At 72.0% G+C, this 17,946-nt stretch carries 20 protein-coding genes; 9 read left to right on the top strand and 11 right to left on the bottom strand.

Features of this window, described 5'->3' with window-relative positions:
• Nucleotides 1-408: 408 nt before the first annotated feature.
• Genes ACIP5W_RS28710 through ACIP5W_RS28695 form a run of 4 tightly spaced genes read left to right on the top strand, consistent with a single transcriptional unit; the run spans nucleotide 409 to nucleotide 2,527 of the window.
• Nucleotides 409-801, top strand: a complete 393-nt coding sequence (locus ACIP5W_RS28710) for a hypothetical protein (protein ID WP_401479590.1) — start codon at nucleotides 409-411, stop codon at nucleotides 799-801.
• Nucleotides 798-1,622 carry a transcriptional regulator gene (locus ACIP5W_RS28705; protein WP_401479587.1) on the top strand — a complete coding sequence of 275 codons (825 nt, stop codon included), beginning with the start codon at nucleotides 798-800 and terminating at the stop codon, nucleotides 1,620-1,622. The genes ACIP5W_RS28710 and ACIP5W_RS28705 overlap by 4 nt, the downstream gene beginning before the upstream one ends.
• A gap of 34 nt (nucleotides 1,623-1,656) precedes the next feature.
• A complete protein-coding gene (locus ACIP5W_RS28700) occupies nucleotides 1,657-2,133 on the top strand; it encodes a roadblock/LC7 domain-containing protein (RefSeq protein ID WP_401479584.1) in 477 nt (158 codons plus the stop codon).
• Nucleotides 2,134-2,152: 19 nt separating this feature from the next.
• Complete coding sequence (locus ACIP5W_RS28695; protein ID WP_401479581.1) at nucleotides 2,153-2,527, top strand: hypothetical protein; 375 nt, start codon at nucleotides 2,153-2,155, stop codon at nucleotides 2,525-2,527.
• Between the two features lie 78 nt (nucleotides 2,528-2,605).
• Here the strand turns inward: ACIP5W_RS28695 and ACIP5W_RS28690 are convergent, their stop codons facing one another.
• Together ACIP5W_RS28690 and ACIP5W_RS28685 are read right to left on the bottom strand one after the other, a co-directional pair.
• Entirely contained in the window at nucleotides 2,606-3,190 is a 585-nt protein-coding gene (locus ACIP5W_RS28690; RefSeq protein WP_401479578.1) for a hypothetical protein, read from the bottom strand.
• Nucleotides 3,191-3,320: 130 nt separating this feature from the next.
• On the bottom strand, nucleotides 3,321-4,232 hold the full coding sequence (locus ACIP5W_RS28685; protein WP_401479575.1) for a MurR/RpiR family transcriptional regulator: 912 nt from the start codon (nucleotides 4,230-4,232) through the stop codon (nucleotides 3,321-3,323).
• A gap of 258 nt (nucleotides 4,233-4,490) precedes the next feature.
• Here ACIP5W_RS28685 and ACIP5W_RS28680 point away from each other — a divergent pair, with 258 nt between their 5' ends.
• Entirely contained in the window at nucleotides 4,491-4,916 is a 426-nt protein-coding gene (locus tag ACIP5W_RS28680; RefSeq protein WP_401479720.1) for a hypothetical protein, read from the top strand.
• Between the two features lie 497 nt (nucleotides 4,917-5,413).
• Here the strand turns inward: ACIP5W_RS28680 and ACIP5W_RS28675 are convergent, their stop codons facing one another.
• Entirely contained in the window at nucleotides 5,414-6,802 is a 1,389-nt protein-coding gene (locus ACIP5W_RS28675) for a cystathionine beta-synthase (RefSeq protein WP_401479572.1), read from the bottom strand.
• Between the two features lie 150 nt (nucleotides 6,803-6,952).
• Here ACIP5W_RS28675 and ACIP5W_RS28670 point away from each other — a divergent pair, with 150 nt between their 5' ends.
• The 3 genes from ACIP5W_RS28670 to ACIP5W_RS28660 all read left to right on the top strand — a co-directional run bounded on the left by ACIP5W_RS28670 (nucleotide 6,953) and on the right by ACIP5W_RS28660 (nucleotide 10,531).
• Entirely contained in the window at nucleotides 6,953-7,978 is a 1,026-nt protein-coding gene (locus tag ACIP5W_RS28670) for an SGNH/GDSL hydrolase family protein (RefSeq protein WP_401479569.1), read from the top strand.
• Between the two features lie 236 nt (nucleotides 7,979-8,214).
• Nucleotides 8,215-9,435, top strand: coding sequence for an acetyl-CoA C-acetyltransferase (locus tag ACIP5W_RS28665; protein WP_401479566.1), 1,221 nt, complete (start codon nucleotides 8,215-8,217; stop codon nucleotides 9,433-9,435).
• Between the two features lie 295 nt (nucleotides 9,436-9,730).
• Entirely contained in the window at nucleotides 9,731-10,531 is an 801-nt protein-coding gene (locus ACIP5W_RS28660) for a hypothetical protein (RefSeq protein ID WP_401479563.1), read from the top strand.
• A gap of 39 nt (nucleotides 10,532-10,570) precedes the next feature.
• Here the strand turns inward: ACIP5W_RS28660 and ACIP5W_RS28655 are convergent, their stop codons facing one another.
• A complete protein-coding gene (locus ACIP5W_RS28655; protein WP_401479560.1) occupies nucleotides 10,571-10,882 on the bottom strand; it encodes a hypothetical protein in 312 nt (103 codons plus the stop codon).
• A 104-nt stretch (nucleotides 10,883-10,986) separates the two neighbouring features.
• Between ACIP5W_RS28655 and ACIP5W_RS28650 the strand changes: the two genes are divergently transcribed.
• Nucleotides 10,987-11,217 carry a DUF4287 domain-containing protein gene (locus tag ACIP5W_RS28650; protein WP_401479557.1) on the top strand — a complete coding sequence of 77 codons (231 nt, stop codon included), beginning with the start codon at nucleotides 10,987-10,989 and terminating at the stop codon, nucleotides 11,215-11,217.
• A gap of 99 nt (nucleotides 11,218-11,316) precedes the next feature.
• Here the strand turns inward: ACIP5W_RS28650 and ACIP5W_RS28645 are convergent, their stop codons facing one another.
• From ACIP5W_RS28645 to ACIP5W_RS28615, 7 genes are all read right to left on the bottom strand, one after another.
• Nucleotides 11,317-12,228 (bottom strand): Bax inhibitor-1/YccA family protein, encoded by a 912-nt coding sequence (locus ACIP5W_RS28645; protein WP_401479554.1) that lies wholly within the window; start codon nucleotides 12,226-12,228, stop codon nucleotides 11,317-11,319.
• Between the two features lie 298 nt (nucleotides 12,229-12,526).
• Entirely contained in the window at nucleotides 12,527-13,702 is a 1,176-nt protein-coding gene (locus ACIP5W_RS28640) for a 4-hydroxybenzoate 3-monooxygenase (RefSeq protein ID WP_401479551.1), read from the bottom strand.
• A 173-nt stretch (nucleotides 13,703-13,875) separates the two neighbouring features.
• Nucleotides 13,876-14,259, bottom strand: a complete 384-nt coding sequence (locus ACIP5W_RS28635) for a hypothetical protein (RefSeq protein WP_401479548.1) — start codon at nucleotides 14,257-14,259, stop codon at nucleotides 13,876-13,878.
• Nucleotides 14,260-14,962: 703 nt separating this feature from the next.
• Nucleotides 14,963-15,280: a MazG-like family protein gene (locus ACIP5W_RS28630; RefSeq protein WP_401479545.1), complete on the bottom strand. Its 318-nt coding sequence runs from the start codon at nucleotides 15,278-15,280 to the stop codon at nucleotides 14,963-14,965.
• A 25-nt stretch (nucleotides 15,281-15,305) separates the two neighbouring features.
• Nucleotides 15,306-16,118, bottom strand: a complete 813-nt coding sequence (locus ACIP5W_RS28625; protein ID WP_401479542.1) for an endonuclease/exonuclease/phosphatase — start codon at nucleotides 16,116-16,118, stop codon at nucleotides 15,306-15,308.
• Nucleotides 16,118-16,729 carry a dTMP kinase gene (gene tmk / locus ACIP5W_RS28620; RefSeq protein ID WP_401479539.1) on the bottom strand — a complete coding sequence of 204 codons (612 nt, stop codon included), beginning with the start codon at nucleotides 16,727-16,729 and terminating at the stop codon, nucleotides 16,118-16,120. The genes ACIP5W_RS28625 and tmk overlap by 1 nt, the downstream gene beginning before the upstream one ends.
• Nucleotides 16,726-17,835, bottom strand: a complete 1,110-nt coding sequence (locus ACIP5W_RS28615; RefSeq protein WP_401479536.1) for a radical SAM protein — start codon at nucleotides 17,833-17,835, stop codon at nucleotides 16,726-16,728. Before ACIP5W_RS28615 ends, tmk begins: the two co-directional genes overlap by 4 nt.
• Between the last annotated feature and the right edge of the window lie 111 nt (nucleotides 17,836-17,946).

Here is a 17,946-nt window from a genome sequence, read left to right as displayed (position 1 = left end):
CGGAGCGGAGGGGGCACCTCCGGACGGAGGGCACCTCGGACCGGACCGGGCGCGCAGGAGGAGTCGGCACGGCGGACACCGGCAAAGACCGCGGGTGAATCACCCACGGGCGGCGCGGCGGCACGGCGACGAAGCCCCGGGGCCGTGGACCGGCGGCCAGGGACCGGGCACCCCCGACAGCGGCCGAGGCGCGCGAACCGACCCCGCACCACCCGCCCTCCGCCCGCGCGCCCTTGACGCGCGCCCGGGGGCACGGTGTTGAACTGTGCGGAAAACGAGGTCAGTCGACCCACCCTAGTCACCTCCGAGCATGTTCCGCTGGAAAATGCCAGAAGACTCACTCATGTCGCACACGTTGCGTAGCTTCTTCCTCACTCAGCCGAACCGCAGGCAGGAGGGGAGCCAACGGTGCCCGGAATCGACGAGTGTCTACTGGAGGCCATGCGGCTGCCCGGAGCCCGGGGAGCCGCTCTGGTCGACTGGACCAGCGGCCTGGCCCTCGGCACGGTCGGGGAGTTCCCGGGCGGTGACCACGAGGCCGCGGCCGCCGAGGCCGCCGAGGTCGCGCGGCTCACGGCGGAGCAGCGGGCGTTCACGCCCGACGACGCCGGGGAGCGCGCCGACCCACCGGTCGAGGATCTGATCATCAGCAACCGGGACAGCTACCACGTGCTGCGGTTCGTACCCACGTCCTTCGACAGCAGCGTGTTCCTGCACGTGTGGCTGGCCCGGTCGGACGGCAATCTCGCGCTGGCCCGGATCCGGCTGGGCGAGATGGCCGGACGGCTGGTGCTGGGATGACCGTCGTGGAAACCACCCCGCCGCCCCGGCTGCCCATGCGGGACAGAGTGGCCGGCCGGCAGTACGCGAGCGGCGCGGTCTCGCCGATGCTGACCCGGCTGGCCGCCGAGCGCGCCACCGGCGTCCTGGAGCGCGAGCGCGGAGCGCTCTACCTGGCCGAGGGCCGGGTGGTGCACGCCGAGAGCCCCTTCGCCCCGGGCCTCGACGTGCTCCTCCTGACCCACGGCACGCTGGAGCCCGGCGTCTGGTGGGAGGCGGTGGAACGGGCCGGCGAGGAGCGCGGCGCCGCCCGGCTGCTGCTGGACGCCGGCCGGATCGGGCGGGGCGCACTGGAGCTGTGCCACCTGGGGGCGCTGTACGACGCCGCGTACTTCGCTCTCGCGCCGAGCAGTTCCCCGGGCCGCTTCCGGTACGGAGCCGCTCACTGGTTCGGCGCGCTGCGGCCGGTCCCGGTCGACGCGGTGGAGCGGGAGACGCTGCGCCGCCGCGAGCTGCTGCACCGTCTGTGGCCCGATCCGCTGTCGGACAGCGCGCCGCTGCTGCGGGCCGAGCCGGCAGCCGTCCCGCCGCCGGCCGCCCGGCAGCGTGCGGTGCTGGCGCTGGTGGACGGTGCGCGCACGGCGTCGGACATCGCCAGGGAGCTGGGCCGGCAGGCGTTCCCCACACTCGTGGACGTCCGGCGGCTGGCGGCGGCGGGGCTGGTGACCGCCCGGTTCCCTCCCCCCGTCCCGCAACCGCCGCCGCCCCTCTCCCTGCCCCCGGTCAACGACCCCGACATCACCTTGCTGAAGAGGCTCAGGGATGCGCTGGAGGCCCTTTGAACGGCAGCGACCGCGTGCCGAGAGGAGCGAGCTGATGGCGGCGGGACCCGAGATGCTCGCCGAGCTGCGGCGGCTGCGGGCGCGGGTGCCCCAGCTGACCGGGGCGCTCGTGGCCGGTACGGACGGCCTCGTCCTCGCCCACGACACACCCGGCGTGGAGGCGGAGGGGGTGGCCGCGCTCACCGCGACGGCCCTGGCCGTCGCCGTGCGGCTGGCGGACACCACCGGCCAGGGCGACTTCCGCGAGCTGCTCGTGCGCGGCGTGTACGGCTACGTGGCGACGTACGCGGCCGGGGAGAGCGCCGTGCTGACGGTGCTCGCGCAGGACCGCGTCAACGTCGGCCGGCTGCATCTGGAGAGCCGCCGGTCCGGCACCCGTGTCGGCGAACTCGTCGACGCCGCCGAGCGGGCGCGCGCCCCCGCCCCGGCCGCGCCGGCCGCCACCCGGACCAGGAGCGCCCGCGCCTCCCGCCCCACGACCACCGAGCCCCGTACCACCACCGAAAGTTGAGAGGAACCGAGGAACAGTCATGGCCAACACCGAAACCACGCTCAAGGAATGTCTCGCCGCCATCGAGGGCGCCACCGGCGTCGCGCTCGTCGACTACACCAGCGGCATGGCCCTGGGCACGCTGGGCGGCAGCAAGAGCTTCGACCTGAACGTCGCCGCCGCGGGCAACACCGACGTGGTGCGCGCCAAGATGCGCACCATGGAACACCTCGGGCTGAAGGCTCAGATCGAGGACATCCTGATCACGCTGTCCGACCAGTACCACCTGATCCGTCTGATCAGCGGGCGCGGCGGCAACGGCCTCTTCCTCTACCTGGTCCTGGACGGCAAGCGGGCCAACCTGGCGATGGCCCGCCACCAGTTGAAGCGGATCGAGGAGGACCTGGAGGTCTGACCCGCAAGGTCCTCCACCGGTCGCGGAACCCGCGCCGCACGCGCCGCACGACCGCCCGAGGCGCCCGAGCCGTCCGAGCTACACGAGTGCCGCGGTGCGGCGGCGCGCTCCACCGGGGGCCGCGTCGCCCGCCGCGATGCCCGTGCTGCGGTAGGACCCGACCGCCTTGCCGACGGGCCGGCCGCCGTCCGCGGCGAGCCAGTCGACGCGCACCCACAACAGCGCGTCCCCGGCCCGCTCCAGCCTCCCGAGCCAGGCGGCCTTGAGCCGCAGCCCCGTGCCGCACCCGGCGAGCAGCAGGCCGCCCGCGGCCGGTACGGCGAACGCGCTGCCCAGCGCGGCGACGAGGGCGAGGAGCAGCCACCAGCGGTGACCGCGGCGCCAGTTGCGCACGGTCACTCCGCGGTCCTGGAGCACATCGTGCTTGCCCGCCCGGACGGCGGTGCGGGCGAGCGCGGTGTACCGCCCGCGCCGCGCCAGTGCGACCACGGCCGCCGCCACGACGAACAGCGCGGCCCCCGCCATCACCCCGATCCGCCGTCCCGTGATCCCGGGCGGCAGTACGCCGACACCGGCCGCGAGCACTCCGCACCACCACAGGGGCGCTGCCCCGGCCCGTACGACGACGGCCACCCGAGCCAGTCCCTGACCTCCGCGTGCCACGTTCCGCCTCCTCGTCGCCCGAACGACTCACATCCCGTTCCGACGCAGCAGATTAGCGAGCGAACGTGAGACGACCATGAGAACCGCACGAGAAGGGGCGGGAAGTCCCGCGACGGGGCGGGCGGCGGGCTCATTCCACGAACAGGCCCCGTACCGCCGCCTTGGCGTCGAACTCCTCCAACCGGGCCTGGGCGTCCGGCAGGTCGTCGCACATGGCTTCCAGCAGCACGCGCCCGAGCAGCATCGGGGCGCACGCGGTGTCGAAGGCGAGGCCGGTGCCGACGGGGGCCGGCAGCAGCAGGTCGGAGACCTTGGCGACCGGCGCGAACGCCGAGTCGGCGACCGTCACCACGGTCAGCCCGGCCTCCCTGGCGTAGGCGAGGGCGTCGACGACCTCGCGCGGATGACGGGGCAGCGCGAAGCACAGCAGCGCGGAGGCGCCCGCGCGTACGGCCGCGTCGAGACGGTCGTGGATCATCGTGCCGCCCTCGTGCAGCAGCCGGACGTCGGGGTGGACCTTGGCGGCGAAGTAGGCGAAGCCGTACGCCTGGGAGGCGGCGGCCCGCAGTCCGAGCACCGGCAGCGGTCGGGAGGCCGCGAGCAGCCGTCCCGCCTCCCGCACCGGCCGCGGGTCGGCGAGCGCCTCGGCGAGGTGCCGGAGGTTCTCGATCTCGGCCTCGACGGCCTGCTGGTACTCGTTGTACGACGCCGAGTCCGCGCTCTGTTCGGCGGGTGCGACCTCCCGCAGGTGCCGGCGCAGGGCCGGGTAGCCGTCGAAGCCGAGGGCGACCGCGAAGCGGGTGACGGAGGGCTGGCTGACCCCGGCCAGTTCGGCCAGCTCGACACTGGACAGGAACGGCACGTCGGCGGCGCGCCGCACCATGCTGTGCGCGATGCGCCGCTGGGTGGGTGTCAGCCGGTGCCCCTCGAAGAGGGTCTGGAGCCGGTTGGCGGGGCTGTCGGCGGCCCTGGCTCCGGTGTCCTCCACCGCACCCGCGCCGGGCGTCCGCCCGTCCGCTTCCGTGTCCCTGTCCGTGCTCATGCCTGGTTCCCCCTCCGGCCGCCCGCCCGCCGGGCTATTCACCGGTCAGTAACTCTGCATGACGTCATACAGCCGGGCAAGGCGGGCGGGGCGTCGCCGTCGACCGGCGGGCGGGGCGTCGCCCGGATGCCGGCGGGCCGGCCTTGTCCGGACGGTCCGGACGGTCGGTGGGCCCCCGTACCGACACGGGGGCTACCCCCAGTGCCCGCGCCGTGTCCGCTGCCTACCGTGGATCCCATGACGGGACGGGAGACCACCATGGACGCGCGGGACACCGAGCTGAAGAAGGAACTCGACGCCGCTCTGCAGGCCCGCAGGGAGCTGGGCGAGGAGTACGAGTCCGCACTGGTGGACTCGTTCCTGGAGAAGGTCGACCAGCGCATCGACGGCGCGGTCGAGCGCCGGGTGCGCCGGCAGTTCGCGGAGCAGCAGACGGTGTCGGCCCGGGGCGGCCGCTCGTCCGGGGCGACCGACTCCTGGGGCGAGCGCTTCGGCTTCGGGATCGTCTCGCTGGTGCTGGCGATCCCGCTGTCCGGGATCGGCGCGGGCGTGGCCCACCTGCCGGGCCTGATCGTGTCCTGGGTCGGCATCGTCGGCGTCAACGTCGTCCAGGCGGCCCGGATCAACCCGAACCTGTTCGGCCGGCGGCGCGGGTCCGCGCAGAACGGCGACTGGGAGGGCTGACGGCCGGCGACGCGGGCGCGGATCCAGCACCCGGACGCCGGCCGAGCACGTCCGGGGCGTCCGGAGGCGTCCGGGGACAGCAGGGGGCGCGGCGGTCCGAGGGCGGTGAGCGGCCGCACGGGGCGCCGGGAGGAGTTGTGCGCGGGGACCGCCGCACCCCCTTACGGGGGGCGGGACGACGGCGGTCCCCGCGAGGGACGCGGGCCGGGTCAGGCCAGACCTACGCGTCCGTGGCGTCGGTGGAGGTCCGGGAGCCGCTCCGGAGGTCCGTGACGCCGTTCTGTTGCCGGTGGGGCGGGGAGCCGCTCCCGCCCTGCCGACACCCACGAATATGCCGGACGCGTGTTAAGCGTGTGCTGCGCGGACGTGACGCCCTCGTACCACTTCCGCGAAGTCCGCTCCGAAGTCCACCTTTCCGGTGGGAAAACGGAAGTCCGACGCCGCCGGGGGCGGTTCACCGCAGGTTTCCCCGGTGTTCCGCCCCCGCACGCCGGAAGCTACTTCCCGCCCCTGGCGAGGAAGGCCAGCAGGTCCTGCCGGCTGACGACACCGGTCGGCTTGCCCTCGACGAGCACGATCGCCGCGTCCGCAGTGCCCAGGACGGACATCAGGTCGCCGACCGGCTCGCCGGAGCCGACCTGCGGCAGCGGGGCGGACATGTGCTTCTCCAGCGGGTCCTCCAGCGAGGCCCGCTTGCTGAACAGGGCGTCCAGCAGCTCGCGCTCGACGACGGAGCCGACGACCTCGGCGGCCATCACGTCCGGATGACCGGCGCCCGGCTTGACGACCGGCATCTGCGAGACGCCGTACTCGCGCAGCACCTCGATGGCCTGGCCGACGGTCTCCTCCGGGTGCATGTGGACGAGGGAGGGCATGGCGCCGTGCTGCTTGTCCTCGAGGACGTCGGCGACGCGGGCGCTGGGGCCCTCGTCCTCCAGGAAGCCGTAGTCGGCCATCCACTCGTCGTTGAAGATCTTGCTGAGGTAGCCGCGGCCGCTGTCGGGCAGCAGTACGACGACGACGTCGTCCGGCCCGAGCCGCTCGGCGACCCGCAGGGCGGCCACGACGGCCATGCCGCAGGAGCCGCCGACGAGGAGCCCCTCCTCCTTCGCCAGCCGCCGGGTCATCTGGAAGGAGTCCTTGTCGGACACGGCGACGATCTCGTCGGCGACGCCGCGGTCGTAGGCGGTCGGCCAGAAGTCCTCACCGACGCCCTCGACGAGGTACGGCCGTCCGGAGCCGCCCGAGTACACGGATCCCTCGGGGTCGGCGCCGACGACCTGGACGCGGCCGTCGCTGGCGTCCTTGAGGTAGCGGCCGGTGCCGGAGATGGTGCCGCCCGTGCCCACACCCGCGACGAAGTGGGTGATCCGCCCCTCAGTCTGCTCCCACAGCTCGGGGCCGGTCGAGTGGTAGTGGGAGAGCGGGTTGTCGGGGTTGGAGTACTGGTCGGGCTTCCACGCGCCGGGCGTCTCACGGACCAGGCGGTCGGAGACGTTGTAGTAGGAGTCCGGGTGCTCGGGGTCCACGGCGGTCGGGCAGACGACGACCTCGGCGCCGTACGCCCGCAGCACGTTGATCTTGTCGGTGCTCACCTTGTCGGGGCACACGAAGATGCACTTGTACCCCTTCTGCTGCGCCACGATGGCCAGGCCGACGCCGGTGTTTCCGCTGGTCGGCTCGACGATCGTGCCGCCGGGCTCGAGCGCGCCGCTCTTCTCCGCCGCCTCGATCATGCGCAGGGCGATGCGGTCCTTCACGGAACCGCCCGGGTTGAAGTACTCCACCTTGGCCAGGACGGTCGCCCGGATGCCCTTGGTCACGCTGTTGAGCTTCACCAGCGGGGTGTTGCCGACGAGGCTGATCATCGAGTCGTGGAATTGCACCGTTGTCTCCGGTTGCTTGCAAAACAGTGGTCGTAAGTGGTCACGCCAGCCTACGACCCCGCCCGCGACGTCCACTCCCTGTGGAGATTGGCCGACGGGGCGTACGGGGCAAGGAGTGGGTGTACGGACACGAGGAGGTGGCGGCGAGGCATGACGAGCACGTCCAGGGCAAGAGTGGCCCGGCGCATCGCGGCCGGAGCGGCCTACGGCGGCGGCGGGATCGGGCTGGCCGGTGCGGCGGCCGTCGGCCTGGTGCTGGCCGAGGTGCGGCTGGCCCGGCGCCAGGTCGGCAACGGCACACACCCGCACGTCCCCCAGGCGGACGGCCGCTACGGCCGCGCCTACGACACCCCCGGGCCCGGTGTGGAGCCCCTGTACCTGACGCTGCTGGGCGACTCCACGGCGGCGGGGCAGGGGGTGCACCGGGCCGGGCAGACGCCGGGGGCGTTGCTGGCCTCGGGGCTCGCGGCGGTCGCCGAGCGGCCCGTGGAACTGCGGAACGTGGCGCTGCCCGGCGCCCGGTCCGACGACCTCGACCGTCAGGTGGCGCTCGTCGTGGGCGACAGCGGCCCGGTGCCCGACGTCTGCGTCATCATGATCGGCGCGAACGACGTCACCGCGCGCATGCCCCCGACCCGCTCGGTACGCCACCTCTCGGCGGCGGTACGGCGGCTGCGCACGGCCGGCGCGGAGGTGGTCGTCGGCACCTGTCCCGACCTGGGCACGATCGAGCCGGTCGGGCAGCCCCTGCGGTGGCTCGCCAGACGGGCCTCCCGCCAGCTGGCGGCCGCCCAGACGATCGGCGTGGTCGAGCAGGGCGGCCGCACGGTGTCGCTGGGCGACCTGCTGGGTCCCGAGTTCGAGGCGAATCCGGGCGAGCTGTTCGGCCCCGACCACTACCACCCCTCGGCGGAGGGCTACGCCACGGCGGCGATGGCGGTCCTGCCGACGGTCTGCGCGGTGCTGGGGCTGTGGCCGGCGGAGGAGGAGCGTCCCGACGTCTCCCGCCGCGAAGGCTTCCTCCCGGTGGCCCGGGCGGCGGCCGAGGCGGTGGAGGAGGCGGGCACCGAGGTCGCGGCGGCCATGCCGACGGGCCCGCGGGGCCCGTGGGCCCTGCTCAAGCGGCGGCGCCGCCGCCGCGTCCCGGAGCCGGAGCCGTCCCGGGTGTCGCCGTGACCGGAAGGCGCGGAGGGCGCGGAAGAAGCGGAGGGCGCGGAGGGACGAGGGAAAGGGGCGCCGGAAAAGCAAGCGCTTAGAAAACTGCGGCCAGGGTCACACCGCCACACCCGTGACCTGGCCCATACGTACGGGTAACTTCCAGTCACGTCCCGTCCGGGAGAACCACCCCGTACGCCCGCCCGCCGCCCCTCGACGAGGCGCCGCGCGCCGCCCCCTTCCTCTCTGGAGCCGTGATGCCCGAAGCCGTCATCGTCTCGACCGCCCGCTCCCCCATCGGCCGTGCTTTCAAGGGCTCCCTGAAGGACCTGCGCCCGGACGACCTCACCGCCACCATCATCCAGGCCGCCCTCGCCAAGGTCCCCGAACTGGACCCGAGGGACATCGACGACCTGATGCTCGGCTGCGGCCTGCCCGGCGGCGAGCAGGGCAACAACCTCGGCCGCATCGTCGCCGTACAGATGGGCATGGACCACCTGCCCGGCTGCACGGTCACCCGCTACTGCTCCTCGTCCCTCCAGACGAGCCGCATGGCCCTGCACGCCATCAAGGCAGGCGAGGGCGACGTCTTCATCTCGGCCGGCGTCGAGACGGTCTCCCGGTTCGTGAAGGGCAACTCCGACAGCCTGCCCGACACGCACAATCCGTTCTTCGCGGAGGCGGAGGCCCGCACCGCGGCCGTCGCCGAGCAGGAGGGCACCACCTGGCACGACCCGCGCGAGGACGGCCTGGTCCCGGACGCCTACATCGCGATGGGCCAGACCGCCGAGAACCTGGCCCGCCTCAAGGGCGTCACCCGCCAGGACATGGACGAGTTCGGCGTCCGCTCGCAGAACCTCGCCGAGGAGGCCCTCAAGAACGGCTTCTGGGAGCGGGAGATCACCCCGGTCACCACCCCCGACGGCACGGTGGTCAGCAAGGACGACGGCCCGCGCGCCGGCGTCACGATGGAGGGCGTGGCGGGCCTGAAGCCGGTCTTCCGCCCCGACGGCATGGTCACCGCCGCCAACTGCTGCCCCCTGAACGACGGCGCCGCCGCGCTCGTCATCATGAGCGACACCAAGGCCCGCGAGCTGGGCCTGACCCCGCTCGCCCGGATCGTGTCCACCGGTGTCTCCGGCCTCTCTCCCGAGATCATGGGCCTCGGCCCGGTGGAGGCGAGCAAGCAGGCCCTGCGCCGGGCCGGCCTCACCATCGACGACATCGACCTGGTCGAGATCAACGAGGCGTTCGCCGCCCAGGTGATCCCCTCCTACCGCGACCTCGGCATCCCGCTGGAGAAGCTGAACGTCAACGGCGGCGCGATCGCCGTGGGCCACCCCTTCGGCATGACCGGCGCCCGCATCACCGGCACGCTCATCAACTCCCTCCAGTTCCACGACAAGCAGTTCGGTCTGGAGACGATGTGCGTCGGCGGCGGCCAGGGCATGGCGATGGTCGTCGAGCGCCTCAGCTGAGCCGCACGGCGGCCCCGGCGGTCACCTCTCGGTAGCCGTCGGGGCACCCATCGTGAGCCGATGGCCCGGAGTCCGGGAAGCACCCGGATTCCGGGCCGTTTTGTGATCCAATCTCCCCCAGGATGTGACCTATCTCCCTCCCCGGAGGGATTTACGCAGCTCAGAGTCGTTTCACCACCTGGGGCCGGGTCCAATTTCCTGCCCGTTTCGTGACGTTACGCACTGACAGCTGGATAGTCCGCCCTTCAAGCTGATGTAGGAAGTCGGGGGTCGACTTTGAACCGGGAGTACGTCAGTGAGCGCCATGCCGATCGCCTTGCTGGTCACCACGGCCGCCACGGGCGCCGTGGGCGTCGCCGTCCTGCGCACCCTGCTGCAGCTGCGCCGTCAGGTCGCGGCTCTGCACACGCAGCTCGCGGAGACCGCCGAGAGCACCGCCGCCGGGACGCGCGGCTTCGTTCCTGCCGCCCGCACCACGGCCGGCACGGAGGAGATACGCACGGCGGTGGCCGAGGCCCTCGCCGAGGAGCGGGAGCGGGAGCTGGCCGAGGCGCGCGCCTTCTGGGCCGCCCAGGAGGCCCGTGACGTTTCCGACGCGCCCTCCCTGCTGGGTCTGCCCGACAGCGAGCTGTTCCTGCCCCGGCAGGCCGATTTCGTGGGCCTGGAGCCGCTCGAGCCGGTGACCGAGCCGCCCGCGGACACCGACGAGTTCGCCGGCGACTCCCCCGAACTGGCCGCGGCCCGCCGCCGTCACCCCTCCCACCCGGACTTCGTGCCGGTCCAGTCACCCGTCGCGAACGACCACGAGCGCACGGTGACCGCGCTGGAGGAACTCGCCGCCGCCCGCGTCGAACTGACCGATGTGCGGCCGGGTCCGCTCGGCACCCTCGACGTCTACGTCTTCGCCGACGGCACCACCTTGTGCATGACCCCGGGTCACCGGGAGACCTCGGACCGCCTCGCGCGGGCCCTGACGGCCGGCGAGAGGCCGTACCTGCTGGGCGGCTCGGGCATCTCGGGCGCGTACGCCCTGACCTTCGCCTGCGGCGGGGAGAGCGTCTACATCCTGGCGGACCGGGTCATAGCCAGCCTCTGAGGCGCCCCCGGCCGGACCTCGTCCCCCTGCCTCGTCCCCTCAGACCCCCGCCCGCTTCTGCGCCTCCTCCACCAACCGCACGGCCTCGTCGATCTGGCCCTCGTCCGTGAGGACGAGGGCCAGATCGTGCACGGCGACGGTGATCTGGTCGGCCGCGGCGAACATCCCGGCGTCGGGCATCTCCCGGGGTTCCGCTCCCGGCGCCTCCGCGAGCTGGGCCCGCCGGGCGAACTCCCTGGCCAGCCCCAGCGCTTCGGCCGCGCCGCTCCGCTGGAGCCGACTCTGCGGTGCCGCCCGCAACCGGTCGGCGAAGTGATCCACGGCCTGCGTCAGACGCTTCGTATCCACCACGCCGTGAGCGTACGCGCCGTACCGGGACTGTTGCCAACGGGCGAACGCTCGGGCACGGTGACCTGAAGGACCGGCTTACATCCCCTTTGCGTCCGGAGGCGCCGATGTCCCATGTCCTCTCCGAGGAGACCCACCGCAACATGCTCGCCCGCATCCCCCATTGCACCGGTCGTGAAGTCGCCGACTGGCTCCGCACCGTGGAGGACGGCCCCTCCCTCTTCCGTTTCGAGGAGAAGGTGAGCTGGCTCCGCCACGAGCACAACCTCGCGTACGGCCACGCGAAGGCGATCGTCCACGAGTACGACCTGAGGAGGGCCGCGCGCAAGCTCCGGTAGCGCGCCCGCACGACATCACACACACCGCCCACGACGAAGGGCCCCGGGGTGTCCCGGGGCCCTTCGTGACGTCGGCGTGTCGCTGCCGAGGCGCTCGCGCTAGTCGCTGCTGTTGAGGATCGACAGGAGTCGCAGGAACTCCATGTAGATCCACACCAGGGTCAGCGTGAGGCCGAAGGCGGCGAACCAGGCCTCCTCGCGCGGGGCGCCGTAGGCGATGCCGTCCTCGACCTGCTTGAAGTCCAGGGCGAGGAAGCAGGCACCGAGGATGATGCCGATGACACCGAAGACGATGCCGAGGGTGCCGCTGCGGAAGCCGAGGCCGTCACCGCCGCCGAAGACGCTGAACAGCAGGTTCACCGCCATCAGCAGGACGAAGCCGAGGGCCGCCGCCATCACGAAGCCGTAGAAGCGGCGGTTGACGCGGATCCAGCCCGCCTTGTACGCCACGAGCACGCCGGCGAAGACCGCCATCGTGCCGAGCACGGCCTGGGCGACGACTCCGTCCGCGATGTACGTGGACACCGCGCTGGAGATCACGCCGAGGAAGACACCCTCGAGGGCGGCGTACGACAGGATCAGCGCGGGCGACGGACGGCGCTTGAAGGACTGGACGAGGGCCAGCACCATCGCGACCAGACCGGCCCCGACACCGATGGCGTAGGACTTGCCGAGGTTGGCCTCGTCGACGGGCAGCAGCAGCCAGGAAAGGACCGCGGTGACGACCACGGTGCCGAGCGTGGTCGCGGTGCGCGCGACGACGTCGTCCATGGTCATGACGCCGGTGGTGACCGGGGCCTGCGGTGCGCCGTACTGGACGTCCTGCTGGGCGTAGGGGTTCTGCGCGTAGGGGTTGCCGGCCGGCTGGGCGGCGGGGCCACCCTGCGCGTACGGGTTGCCCTGCTGCGTGCCGACAGCGGGACCCCCGGCCTGCGGCGCGGCGTTGAAGCCCGCGTAGCCGTTGTCGCGGCTGAACCCCCGTCGCGAGAAGACCGGGTTTCTGCTCCTCATTTCACTCCTCCATGGCCACACAGCGCGGCCTTGGGCTCAAGAGTAATAGGTAGGCAAAGGATTGACCCTACTGCTTGGGGAGGATCTTTCCCTTGCCGTCTTGGGCAACACGCTATGTCGATCTCTGATTCCCCGCGGTGGAGGGGCTCATTCCTGACCGACCCGGTACCGGTCCGGAACCGACCGGTGACAACCCGCTGACGCCGCCCCTACATCCTCCGCGCTCCCGTGTCCGCCCCTCGCGCCCCGCACGTCACTCGCACCCTTCACACCCCGCAGGTCACTCTCGCCCCTCGCGTCACTCGAACGGGAACCCGGTGTAGGCCTCCGCCAGGTCGGTCTCGGCGGCCCGGGAGGAGGCGATGCGGTCCAGACGGGCGAGCTGGAGGCGCTCCTCGAAGGGGGTGGCGCCGGGGGTGCGGTGCAGGAGGGTCGTCATGTCGTACGAGAACCGCTCGGCCTGCCAGACGCGGCGCAGGCAGGTCTGCGAGTAGGCCTCCAGCAGCTGCACCGACCCCGTCTCCCGCTCGTGGACGAGGGCGCGGGCGAAGGTGACGACGTCGCCGACGGCCAGGTTCAGGCCCTTGGCGCCGGTGGGCGGCACGATGTGGGCCGCGTCGCCGGCGAGGAAGAGGCGGCCGTGCCGCATGGGCTCGTGGACGTAGGACCGCATGGGGGTGACCGACTTCTGGGTGATCGGGCCGCGCTCCAGCCTCCAGTCGTCGTCCGTCTCGAAGCGGCGCTCCAGCTCGGCCCAGATCTCCTCGTCGCTCCAGGCCTCGGCGTCCGTGCCCTCGGGCACCTGGAGGTAGAGACGGGACACGGACGGGGAGCGCATGGACAGCAGGGCGAAGCCGCGGTCGTGGCGGGCGTAGACCAGTTCGTCGTGCGAGGGCGGCACGTCGGCGAGGACGCCGAGCCAGCCGAAGGGGTACGTGCGCTCGAAGACACGGGTCGGTCCGGCGGGTACGGCCGCGCGGGAGACCCCCCAGAAGCCGTCGCATCCGACGACGTAGTCGCACTCCAGGACGTCCTCGTGCCCGTCGCGCCGGAACCGCACGCGCGGGTGGCCGCTGTCGGCCCCCTCGACGGCGAGCGCCTCCGCCTCGAACAGCAGCGGGCCGCCCTGCCTGAGCTGGAGGGCGATGAGGTCCTTGCACACCTCGGTCTGGGCGTAGACCGTGACGGACCGGCCGCCGGTGAGGGCGGGGAAGTCGACGCGATGGCGCTTGCGGTCGTACCGCAGCTCGATCCCGTCGTGGCGCAGCCCCTCGCGGTCGAGGCGCTCCGCGGCCCCGGCCGCGCGCAGGACGTCCACCGTGCCCTGTTCCAGGATCCCGGCGCGCTGGCGCTGCTCGACGTAGGCCCGGTCGCGGCCCTCCAGGACGACGGAGTCGATCCCGGCGTTGTGCAGCAGCCGGGCGAGGAGGAGGCCGGCGGGGCCGGCGCCGATGATGCCGACGGTGGTGCGCATCGGGGGTTCCCTTCGGACGGGCGTCGTTGCCACGGGGGTCCTGTGCCTGGCGCCTCGTGTACACCACGACACCATGTTCGCGTGGTGAAGTTTTCTTCACCATTGCCGGACGTGAGTGTGCGCGCGTGCGCCCCGCGTGTCAACGGTGGCAGCACCCTCCCTGTACGCGAAGGTCACACGTCCCCGCGACGGACACACGCCCCGGGCCTGCCGGGGCCGGGGAACCAGACGACCCGGGCCTTGCGCGCGCCGCGTGCGGGGGCGAGCTTCCGCGCCGGTTCGGCACCGGTGGACAGACCGTCCGGGGCAGAGCCGTACACGTGCACCTCGGCGGTGCCTGCGCCGTGCTCGGTGAGCGTGGGCATCGGCGTCAGGTACCGGTCGTGCCCGATCTCCTCGGCGAGGACACGCTCCGTCTTGACGTCGAACCATCGTCGATCTTCGTCATGGGGAAGGAACCGGCCGGTGCCCGCGTTCCGGACGACGGCCTCGAAGAGATCGTGCAACGGGTCATCGGGGTGGACGGGACCGGGAGTGGGCACGTACGGCACCGGCATCACGGGCTCGATCAGGTCCCAGGAGAGGCGTATGACCGCACGCCGTCCACGCCGATCGTGCGCCGACGAGTCGTGGGGCCACCGCAAGCCCGGCCGCCCCGGTACCGATGCAAGCGACGGATTTCACTCAACCAGGCCCCCGTCGGCAGCCCTTGACCTCGTCCGCGGACGACGGCACCCGAGAACTCAGCGTTCCCACCGGTCACTCAAGGTGGCTGGGGTGGTGCCCGGAACCGGACTTGAACCGTTGCGGGGACCCCCGCTGACCTGCGGCGTTTCCCCGGCCTGCACTTTCGGTCCCACCTCAGCCCGGCTCCGCCCGTCTCAGTTCGCCTGGCCCCGGGGTTGTGTTCCCGTGGGAACACCCCTGGGAACACCAATCCTCACACCCTGTCAGTTCCGAATCAGCAGTGGGCCCGACAGCAACCCTGTCGGGCCCACCTGCGGCTCCTCGCCTGACTTTGCGGAGTAAGGACCGAGGAGCCGCTCCACCGCTCCCTCACGGACGGGAACGGTGGAGCCTTACGACCCGGACATCCCGAGCGTGGCCGGTTCCGCCCGTAGATGCCCAGAGCAACCGATCGCGGGCGCACGTTCCCATGCGCCGATCGGTGCCATGACCAATCGAGGTGGATTGTCGACTGCCGAGACTAGCTAGTCCCGGCAAGACAGATAGCCTTTTCTGTTATAAAACTCCCGCTTGTCAGTCCCCGAGGACCCGGTCGACGAGGTGATCGAGTCGCTCGTCCAAGACCTTGCCGGGATTGTCCGCAGTCGTGGCCAGCGCCACCATCGCGGTCACGATCACGTCGGCGAGTTCCTTGTTCACGTCCTGCCACGTATGCGAGGCCCCCTTCCTGGGGTTGGCGCCGGTCGCGCCGTGGAACGCCTCGGCGACCTCCCCCAGTTCCTCGCTGATCTTCAGGATGCGCAGCAGGCGAACGTCGCCGGCCGCCGCCGGGGGCGCCTCCGCGTCCAGCCAGCCCCGCAGCCGCTGCACCTGCGCCCACATGTCGGTCATCGTCGTTCCTCTGTCTCGTCTTCGGTCAGAACAGGAGAGCTGGCGCCGCGTCATCGGCCAGCTCCGCGGGGGTGATGTCCAGTGGGGCGGCCGGGCCCAGCGAGAGGGACACGGTGAGCGCTGAGTGGTCGGTCAGCCGGTCCTCGGCGGTGCGCACGTCGTGGACGTACGAGCAGCCGCGCAGCGCGGCCGCCAGGCCGGTGGACACGTGGGCGTGGTCGTAGCGGTAGCCGTCACCGGTCCGCCCCACCCACGAGTACTCCAGCGCCTGGCGGTGCACGCCCCGGAACGCGTCGTGGTAGCCGACCTGGCCGAGCCACGTGTAGAAGGCGTACTCGAAAGGCTCGAAGACCCGGTACCGCGGGACGTGGTTGGGCTCCAGGATGTTGAAGTCCCCGATCACCAGCCGCCGGACGGCATCGCCCGCGGGGATGGTCTGCCGACAGTCCTCCAGGAACCGCCGCTTGCGGGTCTTCTTCGCCTCCGTGGCGTCGCGCGAGGGCACGTAGAGCCCGATGACGTCGAGCGGCCCTTCACCGGTGTCGACGGTCACGGACACGCACCGGTGCGGCAGGTAGCCGGTGGAGGCCGGCCCAGGTCGCGTGGCCAGGCGGGAGACGACCATGACGCCGCGCTCGCCCCGGCCGGGCAGGGGAAACGTCACGCTGTAGCCGGCCGCCTCGAAGCGGCGCGCCAGGAAATCACACCCGACGCTGTCGGCGGTCTCGGTGAGGACGAACACAGACTCGGGCCGGGCAGCCAGATACTCGAGCTGCCGTGCCGCACGCGGGCGCCCCGGATTGTTCAGGTTGAACGTCAGCACGTCCAGGGTGGTCATCAGGCGCCCCTCGTCCACGGTTCGGTGACCGCCGCCACGACCGCGCGGGCGACGTCCTCGGCGTCGGCGGTCGACGCGTCCAGCTGCAGCACGCGGACGCCGGTGGTCATGAGGAACCTAGCGGCCTCGTAGTAGGACGCGCATTCTCGCTGGGTGCCGCCGGGTTCCCGCTCGTACCGGGAGTGCGTGCCGCGCGCCTCCAGGCGCTGGGTGATGACGTCCGCGCGCGCGTTGACGATCACCGCGAGGTCCGGCATGTCGGCGTGCCGGTTCAGCTCCCACACCACATCGCGCGGGACGCCGTCCATGACCTGAAGCACCAGCGAGGAGGCGATGTAGCGGTCGCAGACCACGACCTCGCCCCGGGCGAGCGCCGGCCGGATCTCCTCCTCGACGTGCCGGTACCGGTCGGCGGCGATCAGGCACGCCATGCTCATCCCCCGGTACTCGTCCGTCCCGTTCCGGGCGAGCTGCCCCAGCGTGCTGTCACTCGGCTCACGGGTCGCGTGCACCGCCAGGCCCTCAGCGCGCAGCTGCTCGACGACGGCCGCGACGACGGTCGACTTCCCCACCCCTCCGGGCCCGTCGAGGGTGATGAACCGGCCGCTCACGACGCATCCACCACGTTCAGCACCCAGGACTGCCGGGGAACGACCGGGCACATCTCGGTGTCGACGGCACCGATCCGCTGCCCCGCCGCGACGACCGCGGCCGGACAGCCCTTGCCGCACCCCTCGTTCATGGAACAGCCGCCGCACGTCGGGTTGTCGCCGACAGTCCACCGCGCGTGGAACCGGTACGCGTCGAGACGTGCCGCGATGTCGTCGTGCTCCCACACGTTGCCGACGATGAAGTCGGTGTCGGGGTGCTGGCTGATCTTCGTCCGGGCGGCGAACACCAGATAGGGGCAGACGGTGACCTCGCCCTTGGTGAACACGTAGATGATCGTCCCCGCCTCACAGTTCGCCAGCGGCTTGTCCTCGTTCGGGAAACGGATGTGAACGATGTCCAGGTCGTCGTCGGCGAACGGCATCGTCAAGCCGTGGATGTGCCGCATGTGCTCGTCCGGCCGCCGCAGCTTCTGCGCGCTCCGGGCCGCACCACGCCCCATCTCGCCGAGCGGGTTGAGGAGCACGTACTTCGCGCCCTGCTCCTTGGCGAAGGCGCAGAGCTGCGCGTACTCCTCGTCCTGGGCGAGGTTGTTCGGGGTGCACAGCAGGCCCTGCAGAATGCCGGCCGTCGCGAACCGCTTCACCGTCTCGACGGTCTCGGCGAACCCCTCGGGGCGGCCACGGAACACCCCGTGGCTGTCGGCCGAGAACCCGTCCAGGCTGACGTTCATGTGCACGCCGAGTTCGGCGAGGGTGGCGATCTGCTCGTCCGTCACCATCGTGGCGTTCGTGCAGATCCCGACGGTCATGCCGGCCTCGCAGAAGTCGTCGGCGATCGGAAGGAGGTCGGGGTGCATGAACGGCTCACCGCCGGTGAGCGTCACGCGGTTGACGCGGGCCTCGAGGAGCTGCGGGATCAGGCGGTCCCGGACGGCGCCCCAGTCCATGTTCTCGCCACGTTTCGTCGCCGACACGAAGCAGTGCTTGCACGATTCGTTGCACGGCTCGCAGATCTGGATCAGGGCCTTGCGGTACGGGTGGTCGACGGACGTGCGGAAGTAGCACGAGGTGGCATGGTCGGGCTTGACGAGTGGACGAGGGGACACAGCAACCTCCGGGGTGGGACGGAATGGACGAGGGCCCCAGATCGGGCGTCTGGGGCCCTCGGATGGACCCGCCCGCTCCCCGGCGCCGTGTGATGAGCAGCCATGCAGGAA

The sequence above is a fragment of the Streptomyces sp. NPDC088766 genome (genome assembly GCF_044750845.1).
Taxonomy (GTDB): Bacteria; Actinomycetota; Actinomycetes; order Streptomycetales; family Streptomycetaceae; genus Streptomyces.
Note: the sequence above shows the minus strand (reverse complement) of the source record. Positions and strands in the feature narration are given on the sequence as shown.